Annotated in this window: 18 protein-coding genes; 3 read left to right on the forward strand and 15 right to left on the reverse strand. The window is 57.7% G+C overall.

Features of this window, described 5'->3' with window-relative positions; genetic code table 11:
• Positions 1–10 precede the first annotated feature (10 nt).
• On the forward strand, positions 11–790 hold the full coding sequence (locus ACNKH6_RS02915; protein WP_417914050.1) for a YkgJ family cysteine cluster protein: 780 nt from the start codon (positions 11–13) through the stop codon (positions 788–790).
• Between the two features lie 29 nt (positions 791–819).
• Here the strand turns inward: ACNKH6_RS02915 and ACNKH6_RS02920 are convergent, their stop codons facing one another.
• The 10 genes from ACNKH6_RS02920 to ACNKH6_RS02965 all read right to left on the reverse strand — a co-directional run bounded on the left by ACNKH6_RS02920 (position 820) and on the right by ACNKH6_RS02965 (position 10,809).
• Positions 820–1,446, reverse strand: coding sequence for a succinate dehydrogenase (locus ACNKH6_RS02920; protein ID WP_417914051.1), 627 nt, complete (start codon positions 1,444–1,446; stop codon positions 820–822).
• A 6-nt stretch (positions 1,447–1,452) separates the two neighbouring features.
• Positions 1,453–2,046, reverse strand: a complete 594-nt coding sequence (locus ACNKH6_RS02925; protein ID WP_417914052.1) for a methyltransferase family protein — start codon at positions 2,044–2,046, stop codon at positions 1,453–1,455.
• Positions 2,047–2,053: 7 nt separating this feature from the next.
• Positions 2,054–3,316 (reverse strand): NAD(P)/FAD-dependent oxidoreductase, encoded by a 1,263-nt coding sequence (locus ACNKH6_RS02930; RefSeq protein ID WP_417914053.1) that lies wholly within the window; start codon positions 3,314–3,316, stop codon positions 2,054–2,056.
• Positions 3,313–5,304, reverse strand: a complete 1,992-nt coding sequence (locus ACNKH6_RS02935; protein ID WP_417914054.1) for a DNA topoisomerase IV subunit A — start codon at positions 5,302–5,304, stop codon at positions 3,313–3,315. The genes ACNKH6_RS02930 and ACNKH6_RS02935 overlap by 4 nt, the downstream gene beginning before the upstream one ends.
• Before the next feature lie 97 nt (positions 5,305–5,401).
• On the reverse strand, positions 5,402–5,773 hold the full coding sequence (locus ACNKH6_RS02940) for a type II toxin-antitoxin system VapC family toxin (RefSeq protein ID WP_417914055.1): 372 nt from the start codon (positions 5,771–5,773) through the stop codon (positions 5,402–5,404).
• Positions 5,770–5,976, reverse strand: coding sequence for an AbrB/MazE/SpoVT family DNA-binding domain-containing protein (locus tag ACNKH6_RS02945; RefSeq protein ID WP_417914056.1), 207 nt, complete (start codon positions 5,974–5,976; stop codon positions 5,770–5,772). The genes ACNKH6_RS02940 and ACNKH6_RS02945 overlap by 4 nt, the downstream gene beginning before the upstream one ends.
• 22 nt (positions 5,977–5,998) lie before the next feature.
• Positions 5,999–6,175, reverse strand: a complete 177-nt coding sequence (locus ACNKH6_RS02950) for a hypothetical protein (protein ID WP_417914057.1) — start codon at positions 6,173–6,175, stop codon at positions 5,999–6,001.
• 13 nt (positions 6,176–6,188) lie between these two features.
• Positions 6,189–8,030: a tetratricopeptide repeat protein gene (locus ACNKH6_RS02955; protein ID WP_417914058.1), complete on the reverse strand. Its 1,842-nt coding sequence runs from the start codon at positions 8,028–8,030 to the stop codon at positions 6,189–6,191.
• 56 nt (positions 8,031–8,086) lie between these two features.
• Complete coding sequence (folE2, locus tag ACNKH6_RS02960; RefSeq protein ID WP_417914059.1) at positions 8,087–8,881, reverse strand: GTP cyclohydrolase FolE2; 795 nt, start codon at positions 8,879–8,881, stop codon at positions 8,087–8,089.
• Between the two features lie 11 nt (positions 8,882–8,892).
• On the reverse strand, positions 8,893–10,809 hold the full coding sequence (locus tag ACNKH6_RS02965; RefSeq protein ID WP_417914060.1) for a hypothetical protein: 1,917 nt from the start codon (positions 10,807–10,809) through the stop codon (positions 8,893–8,895).
• Positions 10,810–10,909: 100 nt separating this feature from the next.
• Here ACNKH6_RS02965 and ACNKH6_RS02970 point away from each other — a divergent pair, with 100 nt between their 5' ends.
• Positions 10,910–12,475 carry an AmpG family muropeptide MFS transporter gene (locus ACNKH6_RS02970; protein ID WP_417914061.1) on the forward strand — a complete coding sequence of 522 codons (1,566 nt, stop codon included), beginning with the start codon at positions 10,910–10,912 and terminating at the stop codon, positions 12,473–12,475.
• Positions 12,476–12,541: 66 nt separating this feature from the next.
• On the forward strand, positions 12,542–13,918 hold the full coding sequence (locus tag ACNKH6_RS02975) for an FAD-binding oxidoreductase (RefSeq protein ID WP_417914062.1): 1,377 nt from the start codon (positions 12,542–12,544) through the stop codon (positions 13,916–13,918).
• Positions 13,919–13,999: 81 nt separating this feature from the next.
• Here ACNKH6_RS02975 and ACNKH6_RS02980 read toward each other — a convergent pair whose 3' ends face one another.
• The 5 genes from ACNKH6_RS02980 to ACNKH6_RS03000 form a co-directional block, all read right to left on the reverse strand.
• The gene (locus ACNKH6_RS02980; protein ID WP_417914063.1) at positions 14,000–15,148 is read right to left on the reverse strand and encodes a toxic anion resistance protein; all 1,149 of its coding nucleotides are present in this window, start codon (positions 15,146–15,148) and stop codon (positions 14,000–14,002) included.
• A gap of 31 nt (positions 15,149–15,179) precedes the next feature.
• Positions 15,180–16,277: a hypothetical protein gene (locus ACNKH6_RS02985; protein WP_417914064.1), complete on the reverse strand. Its 1,098-nt coding sequence runs from the start codon at positions 16,275–16,277 to the stop codon at positions 15,180–15,182.
• Positions 16,278–16,295: 18 nt separating this feature from the next.
• A complete protein-coding gene (locus tag ACNKH6_RS02990; RefSeq protein WP_417914065.1) occupies positions 16,296–16,880 on the reverse strand; it encodes a 5-bromo-4-chloroindolyl phosphate hydrolysis family protein in 585 nt (194 codons plus the stop codon).
• 160 nt (positions 16,881–17,040) lie between these two features.
• Positions 17,041–17,451 (reverse strand): type II toxin-antitoxin system VapC family toxin, encoded by a 411-nt coding sequence (locus tag ACNKH6_RS02995; protein WP_417914067.1) that lies wholly within the window; start codon positions 17,449–17,451, stop codon positions 17,041–17,043.
• Positions 17,436–17,690, reverse strand: coding sequence for a DUF6290 family protein (locus ACNKH6_RS03000; protein ID WP_417914066.1), 255 nt, complete (start codon positions 17,688–17,690; stop codon positions 17,436–17,438). Before ACNKH6_RS03000 ends, ACNKH6_RS02995 begins: the two co-directional genes overlap by 16 nt.
• Positions 17,691–17,833: the final 143 nt, after the last annotated feature.

Consider the following 17,833-nt stretch of genomic DNA (forward strand, 5'->3'; position numbering starts at 1 on the left):
TTGCAAACCTATGAGTGCCACACTGACCGATCCCTGCCGTCCGATGACCGCCAGCGAGAAATTCACCTTTTCCTGCCACACGGAAGTGCCCTGCTTCAACGAATGCTGCCGCCAGATTGATCTTGTCCTCACTCCTTATGACGTGCTGCGGCTGAAAAAACGGCTCAAGCTGGATTCCGCCGCCTTTCTCGACCGTTACGTGATTGTGGAATGGGAAGAGGGAATGCGTTTTCCGCACTGCTTTCTGACTATGGTGGACGACGGCAAAGCGAGCTGCGTCTTTGTCAGCGAGCAGGGCTGCCGCGTTTATGACGACCGGCCCACCGCCTGCCGCGCCTATCCTGCGGGACGCGGGGCCTCGCGCCGGGTGGATGGCACCGTGAGCGAGCAGTTTGTGCTGGTTCGGGAGCCGCACTGCAAGGGCTTCACCTTTGGGGCCGCTCTGTCCGTGCCTGCTTATTTTCAGTCCCAAGGTCTGACCGAATACTACCGTTTCAACGACCAGCTCCTTCAGCTTCTTCAGCATCCCAAAGTCCGGGCAGGCTTCCGTCCAACTCGCGCCCAGATGCAGCAGTTCATCCTCGCCTTGTACAACGTGGACATGTTCCGCCGCGAGCTGCTTGCGGGCCGGATCAAGCTGAAGCAGCCGCTTGCGCCGATGGAGTCCCGCGCCATTGCTTCTGGCGACGACAAATCCCTGCTGCTGCTCGGTGTGCGCTGGCTGCTGGAGGAGTATTTCGGTGAATATTGGTGCGGGACTGAGTACCGCAAAACAGCGTATGCGGCCTGATGTAGGGGCGAAAAATTTTTCGCCCCTGCTTATGCAAAATGCAGCAGGATGATCCCGGCAAACACGCTGATGCTCAAGCTGCCGCAGAAACAGCCGACAGCTCTGAGCAGCCAGTTCCAGCGGGGATGATTGAGGCCGAGGCTCTGCGTCAAGGACCAGAAGCCGTGGCTGATGTGCAGGCCGAGAGCCGCGATTCCGGCAGCATACAATCCGGCCAGCAGCGGGTCCGTCAGCGTCTGACTGATCCGCTCCGCCACAGGCACGGTCTGGTCAGCAAACCGGACAGTGGCAAGATGCAGCAGCATAAAAGCCAGCACCGCCGCGCCGCTGTACGGCATCATCCGGGCGGGCCAGCCGCGCCATCCGGCGGCAGAGCGGCGCAGGCTGCCTTTGGCCCGCCAGTTGTGCAAAGCCAGGCTGAAGCCGGTGACAATATGCAGCAGAAACACCGCCAGCAGGAGCAGTCCGGCGGCTGGCAGGAGCAATCCCAGCGAGTGCAGGTGGTCAGCATAGGCGGTGAAGGCAGTCCGGCTGTGGAAAATCAGACTGTTACCTGCGGCGTGCGCCACAAGGAAGCCGCCAAGCAGCAGGCCGGTCAGGGCCATGATGTATTTTCTGCCCAACGAGGAAGAGAAAAAATACGGCAAGCGGGACATGAGCGTTCACTGGTTGTTCAGGCTTTTCCACGGAAACAGCATCGGCACACGGCGGCAGTAGCTGCGGTACGGCGCGCCCAGCTCGCGCCGGAGCTTACGTTCCTCCAACAGCGTGCCGACCAGCAGATACAGAGTGAGGATGAGCCGGGCCGGAAGATTGGCATCGGTGATCGGGCCGATGGTCCAGAGGATGGGCAGGCCCGCGCTGTACCACGGGTGGCGGACATAGGCCAGCACCCCGCCGCAGGTGAACGGCAGCGGCGGCAGCTCGGTTCCTTGCCGCCAGCTCCGCCATTGACGGATGCCGATTAGATAACTGAGATCATAAACTTGTATTCCGCCGACCAGCAGGAGCAGCGCGTAGAGCAGGAGCAGGGCCTGCGGCAGGCGCAGCCAGCCTGACCACGAAAAAATCACCTGCTGCGGCAGGCTCCATTGCAGCCAGAGCAGCGGCAGCAGGGTGCAGGCCGCAAAGAGCGAATAGGCCAGCCGGAACGTGCCGCGCCGCAAACTGCTCCGCTGCGCCCAAGCATTGACCGGGCTGGAAATCAGCAGGCTGTGCAGGGCGCACCAGCAGAGCCAAAGGAGTGTCACAAGCATTTGGTTGTCAGCAACTGCCTCCTGAATGCCGAAGCTGCTCTGCCGCGCTGCGCCCAGCTAACCAGCCAGTGGAAAAGGCGGCTTGCAGGTTGTAGCCGCCAGTGTCAGCCTGCAAATCAAGCAGCTCGCCCGCCAAATACAGGCCCTTGCACAGCTTCGACTGCATGGTGCGCGAATCAACCTCAGCCAGACTGACCCCGCCTGCGGTGATGATCGCCTCTTTGAAGCCGCGATAGCCTGTGACCGGCAGAGTGACGGCCTTCAGCCAGCCGCGCAGCCGTTTGCGCTCCGCCGCTGTGATTTCTCCAGCCAGCCGTTCCGCCGTTAGGCCAATTTCTTCCAAGCAAACCGGCACCATCTGCTCCGGCAGCAGGCCGCGCAGCACCAAATCCATACTCTCCTTGCGCCGCTCGGCAAAATCACGAAGCAGGCGGGCCTCTAATTTCTGTTCATCCAAGGCCGGTTTGAGATCAAGCACCACGCTGACCGTGTCACCGGCCCGCAGCGCGTCCACCATCAGGCTGCTCAAGGTGAGAATCACCGGCCCGGACAGTCCGTATTTCATGAAAAGCAGTTCGCCAAAGGCATCCGCCCGCTTTTTGCCGTTGAGCAGCAGCCGCACGCCGACATTGCGCAGATGCAGCCCGGCCAGCCGCGCCGCCAGTCCACCGCCAGTCTCCACCGGCACTAATGCAGGACGAAGCGGCACAATGCTGTGGCCTGCGCTTTCCGCCAGACGGCAGCCGTCGCCGCTGGAGCCAGTGGCCGGATACGACGAACCGCCTGCGGCAAGAATCACCGCCCGGCCCTGCACGGGCTGGCCGTTGCAAAGCACCCCGCCTATCTGTCCTTGCTCAAGCAGCAGGCCCTCAACCGCTGATGCAGGCCGCAGCGAAACCGGCAGCCCAGCCAGCCAATCTTTGAAAACCGCGACCACATCCCCTGCCCTGCCTTGGGCAGGAAAAACTCTGCCGCCGCGTTCCGTGACGGTCTCCAAACCGTGCTCCTCAAAAAAACGAAGCAGTTCCGGGCTGAAGAACTGCTGAAAGCACTGGCGGAGGAATTTGCCGTTCTTGCCAAAATGAGCAAGGAACTCAAGCAGAGGAGCGACGTTGGTCAGGTTGCAGCGGCCCTTGCCAGAAATATGTATCTTGCGGCCCGGCTGGGCCATTTTCTCCAGCAGCACCACCTCTGCGCCGTTCGCCGCAGCCTGCCCAGCAGCCATCAGCCCGGCAGCACCGGCACCGACCACAATGATGCGGTTTTTCATGGCGCAATCCCCGGCAGCACCGGCGCGGCAGGCAGCTCCTGCTTCGGCTGCCCAGTAATATCCGCCACCTTGCGCACAGCCCGCTCGCTGACCCGCTTGCCCTGCGCCGCCTCGCCTTTGATCAGGCACTCGTCAAAGTCCAGCTCCAGCGTGTTGCTGCGCGCCCGTGCGGAAGGAGCTAGGCTCACCCTCGCCCGAATGCCGCTCTCGCCTATGGCGAACATCTGAATGACCGAGCGTTTATGCTCCTCGAAGAGACGGTATTCCTTGTTGAGGATGAAGCTCGGCATTCGGAAGCGTTTGATGTAGCTGAGGTTGACAGCCCCGGCCCGGTAGATCAGGTTGAAGACGAGCTGCTTCCGCACCGCGCCTGCCCAGAGCAGCTCGCTGCCGATGAAGAGCTTGTCCGGCACCGGGATCACCTTGTAGAGGCCGTCGCGGAAGATGAGCATGATGCGGTCTAAATCCGAGCAGGGCACTTCGATTTCCGCTTGGGTGCTGCTCACCTTATGGCCAAGGAAGCCGCTGGCCCGATCATAGACCACCAGCAGGTTGGAGATAGCCGCCTCCCGTGCGTCCACTTGATCAAAGGCCTTCAGCTCGCTGCGGCGTGGGTATTGCGCCCCGTATTTGTCTAACAAGCCGCGCAGGTAGTTCTTGGTGAAGAGGGTCACATCGTGCAAGTGCTTGTCTATCGCAGCAATGGCCTGTTCTATGCTGCGGATTTCCTTCTCCTGCTTGCTGATGTCATAGCGCGAGATGCGCTTGATGCGGATGTCGAGCAAGCGTTCGATGTCCTCTTTGCTGGGCTTGCGGATCAGCCGCGCCGCAAACGGCTCCAGGGCATGGCGCACGGCATCGCTCACCGCCTTGGCGCTGCTTTCCTCCTCGATCTGCTTGTACAGCCGCTCCTCGATGAATATCTGCTCCAAGGTCGCGGCGTGCAGGCGGTCAAGCAGGCGGCTCTGCTCGATGCGCAGCTCCTGCTCCAAGTCGCGGCGCAGCTTGTCGGTGTTGTGGCGCAGCACCTCCTCCACGCCCATGATGCAGGGCATGTTGTCCTTGATCAGCACCAAGCTGGGCGAGACGCTCAGTTCGCAGTCGGTGAAGGCATAGAGCGCGGCCACCACCTCTTCCGCATACACACCGCGCGGCAGCTTGATTTCAATCTCCACCTTCTCGGCGGTGTAGTCGCTGATGGAAGCGATCTTGATCTTGCCCGCCTTGGCCGCCCGCTCCACCGACTCAATCAGGCTTTCAGTGGTGAGAGTGGCGGGCAGCTCGGTGATCGTGATGGTCTTGTCACTCAGCACCATGCGGGCGCGGCAGCGCAGACGGCCATTGCCGCTCTGGTAGTCCGAGGCATCCACTATGCCGCCGCCGGGGAAATCCGGCAGGAGCGTGAAGTCCTTGCCTTCGAGACAGTCAATCTGCGCTTGCAGCAGCTCGCCGAAGTTGTGCGGCATGATCTTGGTGGCCATGCCGACAGCAATGCCCTCCGCACCGAGCAGCAGCAGCAGCGGCAGCTTGGCAGGCAGCGTCACCGGCTCCTGCATCCTGCCATCATAGGAATCAACGAACGCGGTCAGGTCGGGATTGAACAGCGTCTCGCGGGCCAGCGGCGTGAGGCGGCATTCGATATAGCGGGCCGCGCTGGCCTGGTCGCCGGTGAAGACGTTGCCGAAGTTGCCCTGCCGGTCTATCAGCAGCTCCTTGTTGGCTAAATTGACCAGCGCGGCGAAGATGGACTGGTCGCCGTGCGGATGCAGCTTCATGGTCTCACCGACCACGTTGGCCACCTTGTGATACCGCCCGTCGTCCATGTTGCGCAGGGTCTGCAAGATGCGCCGCTGCACCGGCTTCAGGCCGTCGTCTATGTCCGGGATGGCCCGCTCGCGGATGACGTAGGCGCTGTAGTCGAGGAAGTTGCGGTCAAAGAGCCGGTGCAGGCGGCTTTGGGGATGCTCAGGGACAATGATGTCAGTCATGCGTTTTTTTGCCTCTCCGATGCTGAAACAGTCCATTCAGCCCGGAGGCGGTGGGTGGTTAGGGAGCTGGGGTGGGGCGTAGAGGACGACTGCCGCTTTATTTAGCGAAATACTTCACCTGCGGCTTGCCCTCGAAATGGGCATCTTGTGTCCAGATGACAGCTTCATAAACCTGCGCAGTTGCCAGAATGATGCTGTCAGCAAGGGGGAGTTTCTGCTCATGGCTGATCTTCGCCGCCCTGATGGCTATATCTTCACTGATCGCAACCACCTTTCCTCGCCGCATCATTGCTGCGGCTTGAAGTGCTTTGGCCTCTCCTGCTTCTCTGAGCGCGACTTTGAAGACTTCGTACAGGCAGATAGTCGGCACAACAAGCTCGTCAAGATGCTCCAGCGGCTCCGCGAAATGCTCGGCGTTCTGCCCGTCAGCGAAGTATTCCAGCCAGCCTGAGGAGTCGAGCAGGTTCACAGTCTGTCCTCCTCCCGCTCGAATGCCGTGCTGATGCCTTTCAGGAAGCCGCGCAGCTCCCGGATATCCTGCTCAGGAATCAGCTCTATCCTGTTCCCGTGCTGAATCACCTGCATCTTCTGACCGGGAGCCAGCCGCAGGGCCTTTCTGATCCGCTGCGGAATGACCACTTGGTATTTCCGTGAGATGGTTGCTGTGTCCATAACTGATCTCCTGTTCTTTGCTCTATAGCTGCATCAGTGCAGTAATACCTGCCCGGACAAGCGTTGTCAATGGCTTGAGGCCGTCGTCTATGTCCGGGATGGCCTGCTCGCGGATGACGTAGGCACTGTAGTCGAGGAAGTTGCGGTCAAAGAGCCGATGCAGGCGGCTTTGGGGATGATCAGGGAGTATTTCGCTCATGTGTTGTATTCCATTATTGCCGCGCCGCGTTTCCCCGCAGCTTGGCGCGAACTGCTGCCAATGCTTTGCGGTCTTTCTCTAAATCAGGGTGGCCTATTTCCTCTTCAAGCTGCACAGCGCGGCTAAAGTATGGCTCTGCCTTGGCTAAGTTGCCCTGCTTCTTGTAGAGCATACCGATATTCCAGCTCGTCACTGCTTCGCCTGCCTTGTCGCCAATCTCTTGGCGGATGCGCAGGCTCTGCTCCAGATACTTCAGGGCGGTGGCGTAGTCGCCTCGTGCTCGGTATATTCCGGCGATGTTGTTCAGCGTCGTGCCTTCGCCTGCCTTGTCGCCAATCTCCTGTCTGATGCTCAGGCTCTGCTCCAGATGCTTCAGGGCGGCAGCGTAGTCGCCCCGCGCATCGTAAATCTGGCTGATGTTGTTCAGCGTTCCACCTTCGTGTGCCTTATCGCCGATCTCACGGCTGATGCGCAGGCTCTGCTCCAGATACTTCAGGGCGGCAGCGTAGTCGCCCCGCGCATCGTAAATCTGGCTGATGTTGTTCAGCAGCGCACCTTCCTGCGCCTTGCTGCCCGCCTCACGGAATATAGCCACGCTCTGCTCAAATAAGGAAAGGGCTTGGTCGTAGTCACCTTTGCTATAATGGATTGCACCGATGTTACTCAGCGTCGTGCCTTCGCCTGCCTTGTCGCCAATCTCCCGGTGGATGCGCAGGCTCTGCTCCAGATACTTCAGGGCGGTGGCGTAGTCGCCCCGCGCATCGTAAATCTGGCTGATGTTGTTCAGCGTCGTGCCTTCGCCTGCCTTGTCGCCAATCTCCTGCCTGATGCGCAGGCTCTGCTCCAGATACTTCAGGGCAGTGGGGTAGTCACCCCGCGCCTTGTAAATCTGGCTGATGTTGTTCAGCGTCGTGCCTTCGCCTTTCCTTTCTCCCAGCTCTTGGTCTATAGCCAAGCTCTGCTCAAACAGCGGCAGTGCCTCCTTGTACTTGGCAATGCGGTGCAGGTCATAGCCTGCGTTGCTCAGATAGAGCGAGCGTTCCTTCTTGCTCTCCTCCGGCAGCAGGGCGGCTGCCTTCTGCCAATACTCAGCAGCCTTGGCGTAATGCAACTGGATACGCTGGAGACTGGCTTGATCAGCATTGGTCTCCGCAGCGGAGATGCGCCGCTGCTTGGCCGTCTTCTCCATCTGCTCAATGGCCTTCAGGTCAAGTGCCTCTGCTTGGTTCAGCAGCTCCTCTGCCTTGGCATAATCGCCTGCCTCGATAGCCTGTTTAGCCTCCTTCTTCAGCTTCACCACCTGCGGGTCTTCGGACTTCACGCTGTCCAGCCGCACCAGCAGTTCCTTGTACTGAGCGGCAATCTCCCGCAGCTTGCTGTCCAAGTCCGCACGCGGCACCTGCGCCTTCTCCATGATCTTGAAGAAGCTGACCAAGGCAGTGTCCGTCACATTCAGCTCTTTGACATACTTCTCAAAGAGGTCTAAGGAGATGCTGTAGCCGCCGGAGTAGTTGTTGATCTGCTTGCCGATTGCTCCTGTGCCCGCAGCAATATTCTGCTCACCGTGATTGTTGCCTGTGACCGAGATGATGTTCTGCTGCACCGGCGGCGGCTTCGGCGCAAGGAAGTGCCACCCGGCAAGACCTGCGCCCATCAGCACGGCTGCCAGTCCCGCACCAAGCAGTACTGTGCGCGTCTTCACCCGCACGCCTTGGTTCACCGTCACATTGCCCGTGCCGGAGAAGATGTTGCCATCCCCGCTCACCGGCTGCGTGGCGTTCTCCTGCTTGCCGATGGCGTTCTCGCCTTGAGCGATGTTCTGCTCGCCGTCCTTGCTGTGGAATTCATCGCCCATTTGCACCCTCCTGCGAATTCATGCAGAGTTTTTATCCGCAAATCCGCAATCACTGCCTATATTTTTCTTTTATCACGAGTGATAACTGCTATCGCAGAATGATTATGAATAGACTCAACATTTTCTGACTCTATCTCATAAGCTGCAATGCGGTCATCTTGATTGAGCTTGACAGCGACATCCCGAACGATATCTTCAACAAACTTCGGATTTTCATACGCCTTTTCGGTCACATACTTCTCATCAGGCCGCTTGAGCACGCCATACACCTCGCACGAACCAGCCTGTTCAATAATTTTTATAATTTCCTCAATCCAAACAAATCGTTTCAGCTCCACTGTCACCGTGACATACGAACGCTGATTGTGCGCACCATATTGCGATATTTCCTTTGAGCAGGGACACAGGCTGGTGATTGGCACAACTGTTTTAACAAAAATAACATATCTTCCATCAACCAGCTCGCCAATCAAGGTCACCTTGTAATCCATCATGCTGGCTATGCCGGAAACTGGCGCATTTTTTTTAATAAAATACCGAAAAGAAAATTCAAGATAAGCATCTCTGGCATGAAGCAGCTCCGTCATTTTCCGCAGCGTGCCCTTCAGTGACTGCAAGGTGATCTCAAATTCCTCAGAATTGAGAATTTCTGCAAATCGTGACATGTGCGTCCCCTTGAAATCACTCGGCAGGTTGACATACATGCTGCATTTTGCAACCGTATGCTGGCCCTTACTTGACTGATCTTGTACATAAACTGGCAGCCGAAAATTCTTGATGCCAACTTTATTGATAGATATGCCTCGTGAATCACCCATATTCTGAATATCTGGAAGCGTTTCTTTCGTCATGCTGGGTAATTTCATTCTGGAATTTTATTGATGTTCTCGTCTTGAAGAATCATGCCGGGCAGCAGCACAGGTGGAATTTTGAGTGTCGCCTGCTCATCCGTGATGCCATACGAAGCGTAGCCGTAATAGACATAGGCGCAGCCTTTTTCCAGCACGCCAGTCCATGCCCGCTCTGATACGGCTGGAAAAATAAAAGGGCGGGCTGTGCAGCGTTGCACTGGATTATTCGTCAAATCATCGTCATCAGCTCGAAGGACAATATGCGCTGGTGAGCTGTTACGCAGCGCGACCAGATGGCTGATCAGCCTGTTCTGGCTGCCGTCTGTATATCGCCGATGCGATGCTCCGCCAGTTTTCAAAAATCCATTCCATTCCAAGCAGCAGATGACAGCCAGCGCGATGAACAGCATTTTCTGTGGAAGAATATGCCGCTGCATACATTTGGTCAGCAGCGCTGCTGCGCCCGGCAATGAGGTGAAAAAGGCAACATTGGAAAAATAGCCTGCCGAACCTCCTGGGAACCACAAGATACAAATAACAAGCACTCCGGCGAGAAGAGCTGCCGACGAGTAAACGCCCAAAGGAGTCCGCAGCAAACCCTTCATGCCGAAGCGGTGAGATGTCATGCCTATCACCGTCCAAGAAAGGAGAAAATGGAAGCTGAAAAAACTAATTAATGCTGCAGCTGCCAGCAAAGCTGTCTTTATCGAAATCGTGTGCAGCGCGTTAATGGCGGCATCAAGATGGCTGCCAAAGAGAGAGAATTGTCGCACGAAAGAACACAGACTGAAAGCAACTGCTTTCCCAGAAACGACAGCCTGCGCCGAAGCAAACATGACCCAGCCTGCGGCAGCAGCAGCGGCAAGCGTTGCTGCTGCATCACGCCAAAGGCTGTTGCCGCGCACAAAGAGAAGACGCGACAGCCAAAGTCCTGCAAAAAACAAGCCGGTTGAAGCCTTAGCATTCGAGATCATCGCAGCCAGAATGACTGTCAGTAAAATATCGCTCCAAAAGAGCTGCCGCTGGTATAGCAAAATGAGGCTGAGAGAAAATAAACTCAACGAAAAAACATAGGATTCCGAGATAAAAAATGGTCGTTGCAGAATCATCCACCAGCCAAACAGCACCGGCAGCGCCGCCAGCAGCATGACCACTGTCCCCCACAACAAAGGCAGTGATAGATGGCGGGAACGATCAAGGGTGGCGCAGCAAGCAGTGACGCTGAAGATCAGCAGAGGGGCAAGCAGCAGCGGATTGGCCACACCATATGTCTCAAGCACGCTTGCACCAGAAAGCAGGCTGATGCAGGCCATCAGCGTATGAGAAAAAACATGGTACGGCGTGTTCACCAAACCATGCAGGCCGGTTGAGACCACACCGTATTTTTTAATCATCGCGGCGATGCTGGCAAGAAACAACGTGTCTTGATGCAGTTCGCCACTGTGCAGACGCGGCAGCATGTCAAAAGAAGTATAGGCCTCCATGCCGGTGATGGCTGCTGTGGCTGCGGCAGCCATTAAAAAAAGTGTCGGCAGCTCATGACGGGCAACTCGGAGAAAGCGCAGCGCATACAGCAGAGAGCCAATGGAAGCGGCTCGCACAACGAGCACCAGCCAAGGTTGTCGGCTGAACACCGTGAGCCAGGCGGCTCCGCAGGTCAGCACGACACCCCAAAGCAGGCTGCCAGTCTGCCGAGAGAGCATATAGAACAGGAGCAGCAGGCCGAAGCAGGCCGAAGCAATCCACGCCGAGCTGAACAGAGTCGGCAGATGAAGCAGCAGCAGATTCGCACCGATGAACACGCCTGCCGCTGTCAGCAGCAACGCGGCGAAAAGCTGATTTAAAATCTGTTCTGGCAGAGCTGCGCTCTCAATCAGCTGTTCTCCAAAACGGATGCTGTCGGACAAGGTGGGCTGCGTTTCACTCATGGCAGTTTTTTGGGCAGCGTGTTATAAAAGATGCTGTGAAGGCGCACGGGGCTGACCGTTTTCCCCCAGCATAACATAGCTGTCTGCAAGGAACAAGACTATGAGCAGCGGAACTGCTGATAAGAAAAAAAGCTGGCGCGAGACCATGCGGGCCTGGCTGCATCCCAGAGTGCTGACCATGCTCCTCTTCGGCTTGTCAGCAGGTCTGCCCATTCTGCTGATTTTTTCCAGCCTTTCGCTCTGGCTGCGCGAGGCGGGCGTTGACCGCTCCACCGTCACCTATTTCAGCTGGGCGGCCTTGGCCTATTCCTTCAAATTCGTCTGGGCGCCGTTGGTTGACACTCTCCCCCTGCCCTTCCTGACCAAAAAGCTGGGGCGGCGGCGGGCCTGGCTCTTGGCGGCGCAGCTGGCAGTGATCGGCTCCATCTGCCTGATGGCCATGACCGACCCCGCTGCGGGTGGGCGCACGCTGACCATGATGGCCATTGCCGCTGTGCTGCTCGGTTTTTCCTCGGCCACGCAGGACATAGTCATTGATGCCTACCGGATTGAATGCGCCGAGCAGGAGCTGCAAGCCCTGCTCTCGTCCGCCTACATCGCCGGATACCGCTTGGGAATGCTGGCCGCCGGGGCAGGCGCGCTGTATCTCGCCGCGTGGTTCGGCACGAACATGAACGCCTACAACTACGCCGCCTGGCAGGCCAGCTATCTGATCATGGCCGCCGTGATGCTCGCCGGAGTGGCCACAACCCTGCTCATCCCGGAACCGGCGGGCAATAAAAAAAATGTCTATTATCCGGCAGAATATTATCTGCGCTTTCTGCTGCTTTTTATCTGCGCCGCTGCCGTCTTCGCCGGGGTTTTCTTCCTCAGCGGCGGGGTGGTGACCACGCTGAACGGCCTGTTCAAAGGCTTTTTCAGCACCGCTCTTGGCAATGAGCTGGCTCCGTTCTCGTCCGCGCTGGCGGAGACAGGCCGTATGCTGCTTGCCGCGTTCTACGCCCTGCTCGCCGCTGTCCTGCTCATCCGCGCCAATCTCGCCGACAGCGGCATGATCAGCGAGACCTACATCAGCCCGGTGCTGGACTTCTTCCGCCGCTACGGCCTCCAGACCTCCTGCCTGCTCCTCGCCCTGATCGGCGTGTACCGCATTTCTGACATCCTGCTCGGCGTGATCTCCAATCTTTTTTATCAGGATATCGGCTTTTCGAAAGAAGTCATCGCCAGCGTGACCAAGACCTTCGGCCTGATCATGACTTTGCTCGGCGGCTTTCTCGGCGGCACGCTGACCGTGCGCTACGGGGTGCTGCGCATTCTTTTTCTTGGCGCGCTCCTCTCCAGTTTGACCAATCTGCTTTTCCTCCTGCTCTCCGCCGCTGGGGCCAACGTGCCGCTGCTCTGCGTCGTCATCGCCGCAGACAATCTCAGCGCGGGCATCGCCTCCGCCGCCTTCGTCGCCTTCCTTGCCGGACTGACCAACATCTCTTTCACCGCCATGCAGTACGCGCTCTTCAGCTCGCTGATGACTCTGCTGCCCAAGCTGCTCGGCGGCTACTCCGGTACGATGGTCACAGCCTGGGGCTATGAACGCTTCTTCTTGGCCACTGCGCTGCTCGGCCTGCCCGTGCTGGGGCTGATCTGGCTGGCGGAGAAACGGTTGAAGTAATTATGCGGGTGAGAGGCTGATAGTTGATATATTCAGGCAGTACGCAGCCGGGATGAGCAGGACGCAATGAACAGTAAGCTCATCACAGAACTTCGGCGCATTCTCGGCCCGGACGGCCTGCTGACAAGCTGGGAAGACCGCGCCTGCTACAGCTATGACGCGACCGGGCAGAGCTTTCTCCCGGACGCGGCAGCCCTGCCGCAGACGGCGGAACAGATCGCGGCGGTGCTGCGCTTGGCCAACGAGCATCGTTTTCCCGTCATTCCGCGCGGCGCGGGCAGCGGCGTGACCGGCGGTGCCTTGCCGACAGCGGGCGGTCTCGTGCTCGTCTTCAGCCGGATGAATCGAATTCTGGAGATTGATGCCGCCAACATGATCGCCGTGGTTGAGCCGGGCCTGATCACCGGCGAGCTGCAGGCGGCCCTGAAGAAGCGCGGCCTGATGTATCCGCCTGATCCCGCCAGCCTGAAATTCTGCTCCATCGGCGGCAATGCGGCGGAATGCGCGGGCGGCCCCAGCGCGGTCAAATACGGCGTGACCCGCGACTACATCATCGGTCTGGAGGCCGTCCTGCCCACCGGCGAGATCATCAAGACCGGCGTGCGCACGGAAAAAGGCGTGGTCGGCTATGATCTGACCCGGCTGCTGGTCGGCTCGGAAGGCACGCTGGCGGTCTTCACCAAGCTGATCCTGCGCCTGCTGCCGCTGCCGGAGGCGAAGCGCACTTTTCTCCTGCACTTCGTCGCGCTGGCGGAAGCAACCAAGTTAGTGGCGGAAATTCTCGCCGCTGGCCTGTTGCCCTGCACCTTGGAATACATGGACAAGACCGCCATCGCCGCTGTGCGTGACCGGCTGAAGCAGCCGCTGCCGGAACATGTCGCGGCACTGCTTTTGGTGGAATTCGACGGCAGCAGGGAGGAGGTGGCGCAGCAGGCGGCCCGCTTCGCCGCCTTTGTTCACGCCAAGGGCAATTGCGTTCTCCGCCAGGCAACGGACGAGCAGGAGACGGCGGAGCTGTGGCTGGCCCGGCGTTCGATCTCGCCAGCGGTGCTCTCGCTCAGGCCACACAAAATCGCGGAAGATGTGGTGGTGCCGCGTTCAAAAATCCCCGATCTGGTCGCCTTCACCGAGCGGCTGGCCGCAGAGCTGAAGCTGCTCATCCTCACCTTCGGCCACGCGGGCGACGGCAACATTCACGTCAACATCATGCTCGACAAAAGCAAGCCCGACGAACATCGCAATGGCCTTGAGGCCAAGGAGCGGCTTTTCCGCTTTGTCCTCAGCTTGGGCGGCACGCTCTCCGGCGAGCACGGCATCGGCATCACCAAATCCGCATTCCTGCCGCTGGAGATTGACCCGCCAACGCTTGCCCTCATGCGCAGACTGAAGCAGCTTTTCGATCCCAACGGCATTCTCAATCCGGGGAAGGTGTTTCCTGAATAGATAGTATATTGATTTTTACAAACCATCAGCATTGATTTGTCTCAATCAGGCCGCATAATATCCCAAAACTTCACGGCCACATCACGCCGTCAAAACCGCCTCGCTGGCGGACTTCAACGCAGCCTTCAGCTTTTCTTCGGCCTCGGCGAGCTTCTGCAAGCCTTCGGCCCGCTTCTGCCGGTTTTCAACATCCATCTTGATGCCCTGATCGATGGTCTGAATCAGTTTGTCGGTCATCTGCTGCAAGGTCTCGACTTTGACAAAGCCTTCTCCTTGCGCCTTCTTCACCGCCGCCTGGGTTTCGCCCAGCATTTCAGCAGTGGAGAGCATCAGGTTGTTCGTCATCTCGCGCGTCTCATTGACCATCGCCATCGCCCGCCTCTGGTCAAAGAGCGAGATGGCGATGACAAGCTGCTTCTTCCATTCCGGCACCATCATCAGGATAGAATCTTGAATCATCTCGACAATCGCCTTGGAACCCTGCTGGGCCACGCGGATGATCGGACCGGAGGTGGTGGCTGAGGCGCGGGCCAGCTTGAGGTTGTAGAGCCGCCGATCCAAGGACTGGATGCAGTCGCCGAAGTCTTTCAAATCCTGCAACTCCTTGGCATCAACGCCGTTTTGGGCGGCCAGATTCTGCCGCTGCTGCTCGAACTGCGCCTCCATCTCAATCATCTTCAGCTCGCCTGCGGCAATGATCACCTCAAGCTGATCAAAGTACTCGTTGTTGCGTTCAAAAAGCGTATCCAAGCGGTTGAGATGCGTGATCTGATTGGTCTTCTCCCCCTCCATCTTCCTGATGATGTCGTCGATCTGCACCTTGAGGGTCTCGTAGCGGCGGATGAAGGCGCGGGCCGCGTCCACTTGCGCCGCCAGCCAGCCGCCGATGACCGGCAGCGCACCGACAAAACGGCTCAAGGCCCCGCCTGCGCTCTGCGGCAGACCGCGCACGTCAAGATCAAGGATTTTTCCTTTCAAATCGGCCATGAGCTGACCAGCAGGCCCGGCCTCGCCGGAACGGATGTTGCTCAACACCGAGTCGGTGAAATCCACCAGCCCTTTCTGGCTGCTCACGCCATACGCCAGCACGGCCTGCGTGCGGCTGAAATCCAGCTTGGCCACCATGTCCTGCGCGGCCCGCAGCTTGGCCGGAGACTTCTCCGCCAATTTCTTGCAAAGCAGGCTGCTTCTCTGGTCTGTCAGGTTTAGAACCGGCAAATTGTCTGTCATCGTCCTATCCTCCGCGTCAGCGGGATGCAGTTTAAAAGCTGCTGAGTTGCTTGGTTATTTTGTCCATTGCCGCCGCGCTCGGCATGGGCATGACTGCATCTATGCTCTTGGGCAGGCCGACCACATCCAACACCGACGGATCGTTCTCCACGCCCATCATGCCGCTGCGGAAGCCGTGCTCCTCCCATGCCAATTTCTGAAGTTCCGGCTCTTTCAGGGCGGCCAGCAATTTCTTGCCCTTGTCGTTCAGGGCAAGCAGCGGATGGCTGGCCCAGACCGTCGGCACCGGATAGAGGATGCGCACCTTGGACTTGAGCAGGGGCAGATGTTCTTTGTGCTGGAGCGAATATTCAATCAGCTGATATTCATAGCCGACAGTCATCGGATACGCTCCCACGCCTTGCTGAAGGAATTTGTTAAACAAATCCGAGGTGGAATTTTCCATATAGCCCAGCCGGGCATAAAATTCCTTGATCTTCGGCAGCACCTTGTCCACGCTCTCCATCGTCACCACTTCGCCGCCGTTGAGGGTGTTGGCTGCCAAGGCGGCGAACATATTGCCCGAATTGCTGCGGGCCGGGTCCGTGGTGCGGATGATCATGCTGCCGTAGAGCTGCGCCAACCCAATGTCCTTCCACTGCGTTTTGGCCATGACATGCTCCAGCAGCTTCGGCAGGTCAATGATGTAGCAGACCCCATCCTTGTTCTGAACTATCCCAGCCTTAATCAGCGCGTCAGTGACTATGTCCCATGAATAGAGCACGACAGGCGAATTGAAGATTTCTGCTGACTGCTGGAGTCTGGCACCTGAGCTGGAATTTTTGAACAGCTCCACGTTGAGTTGGCTGGCTGGCCAGAGGAAGTCATCATCGCTGTCCACTTCTTGCACCATCTCCACGCTGCCCATTTTTTTGACGGTCACTTTCAGTCCGTGCCGGGCAAGGAAGTGCTGCACCTTGTCGGATTGAATAAAATTAATTTTTCCGGTCCGGCCGGTCACAGTCACCAAATTCTCAGCAGGAATTTGCTTGCCGCCGCTGAATTCGGCGACCTTTTCCTTGCCGAACATAAAGAAGGCCGCCACAGCCGCCACAGCCAGCAGGATAATCAATCCTAAAAATTTCTGCATACAGTCCTCCTTGCAAATTCAGTCGAAGTCAAGCAAGTTGTCGAAGGTTTTCGCGTTGGTGCTGAGATCAATCGCGTCGTTTTCCAGCAGGCGGCGATGAAGCTGCTCAAACTTTTCCACCGCCTTGATGACGGCTTTTTGTGTCGCCTCCAAGGCCCGCTCCGTCTGCGGTGACTGAGTTTTTTGGTCGGCAAGGTCAATATAGCCGGTCAAAATCTCATGCAGCCGTTGGAGGCGGTCTGGCAACGCTTGAGCAACTCGCATATTTTGAGGTTCTTTTATAAAATTGACCAACAGCTCGTCGCCCAGCCCGCAAAGATGCAGCACCGTCCTTTTGAACGGCAAATTTTTTATCGCTTCCGCGTCCTCACGCACCAAGGACAGGGCCAGCCTGCATTGAGCGAGGTATTCCCTGAACGCATCCTGCGAAACGCCTTCCGGCAGCTCGGCCTGCACCCTGCGGTGCTCCGGCGGAAAGAGCAAGCGGATGCCGACGTAGCTGCCTATGCCCAGCAGCAGACTCAGCCACCAGAACGCGCCGTTCACAAAAAACAGCAGAAAAATGAAGGCCGCGCCGATGCCGGAGACGAGTTCTTTGATCATAGCAAGCTGACTTCAATTCCTCCAAGGCGGTGTAGGCACGTCCGCGATCTGTCCGGGGATGTCCCAAACGAGGTTTTGGATGTTCCGAGTCTCGTCATGGACGTTCCCGGCTTGATTCTGGATCTCCCTGACGACGTTACGGATGTCTCAGACGAGCTGTTCATGAAAGAACCATCTTGAACTTTTTCCGGCCATTGATCCGGTAGACAGAGAAATCTCTGTCTACAGTGGCAACAGCATCAAGACCGAGCTTTTCGGCAAGATAGACAAGGCATGAGTCGGCAAAATCCATCGGCAAGTCTTGATACTTGGCTGTCAGCTCCCGGATGCGGCCAAAGTCGCTGTTGCCTATGTTCTGTACTTCAACAGCACCTTTATGCAGCCACTCCAAAAAATCAAGCTGGGCCTGCCGGTTGAAATCGAGCATGTGCAAGGTTTCTGTGACAGAGGCCAAGGTGGTGACAAGCCGACTTTTGTTTGCCCGGATAAAGTTGACCGATGCCTGATGGTGTTTGTCTGAGGCATCGAACAAGGCGATCAGCGGACCTGAATCAATCAGGATTCGTTGCATGTCCACTTGGCCCGGATTTTTTCCTTCACCAGCTCCTTCCGTCTGGCAGACAGGTCGCCGCAGCCACTAGAGCATCTGCCGAACAGATGCTGGCCGGTCTCCCATGCGCTGGGCGGACTGAGCCTGCTGAGATACTCAAGGATACTCTGCCGGATCAGTTCCGATCTGCTCAGTCCAAGCTGCTCCGCCGTGTTTCTCAGAAGCTGCTCGGTCTGCTGGTCAAGATGCAAGGTGATCATGCCGCGCTCCTGCTCCTAATTATAACCCAAGTTGTGACCTATAACATTGTTTTTTCAATACCGTAAGCCAAGATAAAAAGAAAAACCTTCAATTCAAAACCATGCGAGGTGACAGCATGAATATGTGCTGGAAATCTTTGTGT

The organism is Candidatus Electronema sp. JM, from assembly GCF_048287415.1.
Taxonomy (GTDB): Bacteria; Desulfobacterota; Desulfobulbia; order Desulfobulbales; family Desulfobulbaceae; genus Electronema.

Coding starts and splice junctions, on each gene's coding strand:
- ACNKH6_RS02955 (WP_417914058.1), bottom strand. CDS start 8,030: ATGGGCGATGAATTCCACAGCAAGGACGGCGAGCAGAACATCGCTCAA.
- ACNKH6_RS02945 (WP_417914056.1), bottom strand. CDS start 5,976: ATGGACACAGCAACCATCTCACGGAAATACCAAGTGGTCATTCCGCAG.
- ACNKH6_RS02970 (WP_417914061.1), top strand. CDS start 10,910: ATGAGCAGCGGAACTGCTGATAAGAAAAAAAGCTGGCGCGAGACCATG.
- ACNKH6_RS02985 (WP_417914064.1), bottom strand. CDS start 16,277: ATGCAGAAATTTTTAGGATTGATTATCCTGCTGGCTGTGGCGGCTGTG.
- ACNKH6_RS02990 (WP_417914065.1), bottom strand. CDS start 16,880: ATGATCAAAGAACTCGTCTCCGGCATCGGCGCGGCCTTCATTTTTCTG.
- ACNKH6_RS02935 (WP_417914054.1), bottom strand. CDS start 5,304: ATGACTGACATCATTGTCCCTGAGCATCCCCAAAGCCGCCTGCACCGG.
- ACNKH6_RS02975 (WP_417914062.1), top strand. CDS start 12,542: ATGAACAGTAAGCTCATCACAGAACTTCGGCGCATTCTCGGCCCGGAC.
- ACNKH6_RS02950 (WP_417914057.1), bottom strand. CDS start 6,175: ATGAGCGAAATACTCCCTGATCATCCCCAAAGCCGCCTGCATCGGCTC.
- ACNKH6_RS02995 (WP_417914067.1), bottom strand. CDS start 17,451: ATGCAACGAATCCTGATTGATTCAGGTCCGCTGATCGCCTTGTTCGAT.
- ACNKH6_RS02920 (WP_417914051.1), bottom strand. CDS start 1,446: ATGTCCCGCTTGCCGTATTTTTTCTCTTCCTCGTTGGGCAGAAAATAC.
- ACNKH6_RS02965 (WP_417914060.1), bottom strand. CDS start 10,809: ATGAGTGAAACGCAGCCCACCTTGTCCGACAGCATCCGTTTTGGAGAA.
- ACNKH6_RS02915 (WP_417914050.1), top strand. CDS start 11: ATGAGTGCCACACTGACCGATCCCTGCCGTCCGATGACCGCCAGCGAG.
- ACNKH6_RS03000 (WP_417914066.1), bottom strand. CDS start 17,690: ATGATCACCTTGCATCTTGACCAGCAGACCGAGCAGCTTCTGAGAAAC.
- ACNKH6_RS02925 (WP_417914052.1), bottom strand. CDS start 2,046: ATGCTTGTGACACTCCTTTGGCTCTGCTGGTGCGCCCTGCACAGCCTG.
- folE2 (WP_417914059.1), bottom strand. CDS start 8,881: ATGACGAAAGAAACGCTTCCAGATATTCAGAATATGGGTGATTCACGA.
- ACNKH6_RS02930 (WP_417914053.1), bottom strand. CDS start 3,316: ATGAAAAACCGCATCATTGTGGTCGGTGCCGGTGCTGCCGGGCTGATG.
- ACNKH6_RS02980 (WP_417914063.1), bottom strand. CDS start 15,148: ATGACAGACAATTTGCCGGTTCTAAACCTGACAGACCAGAGAAGCAGC.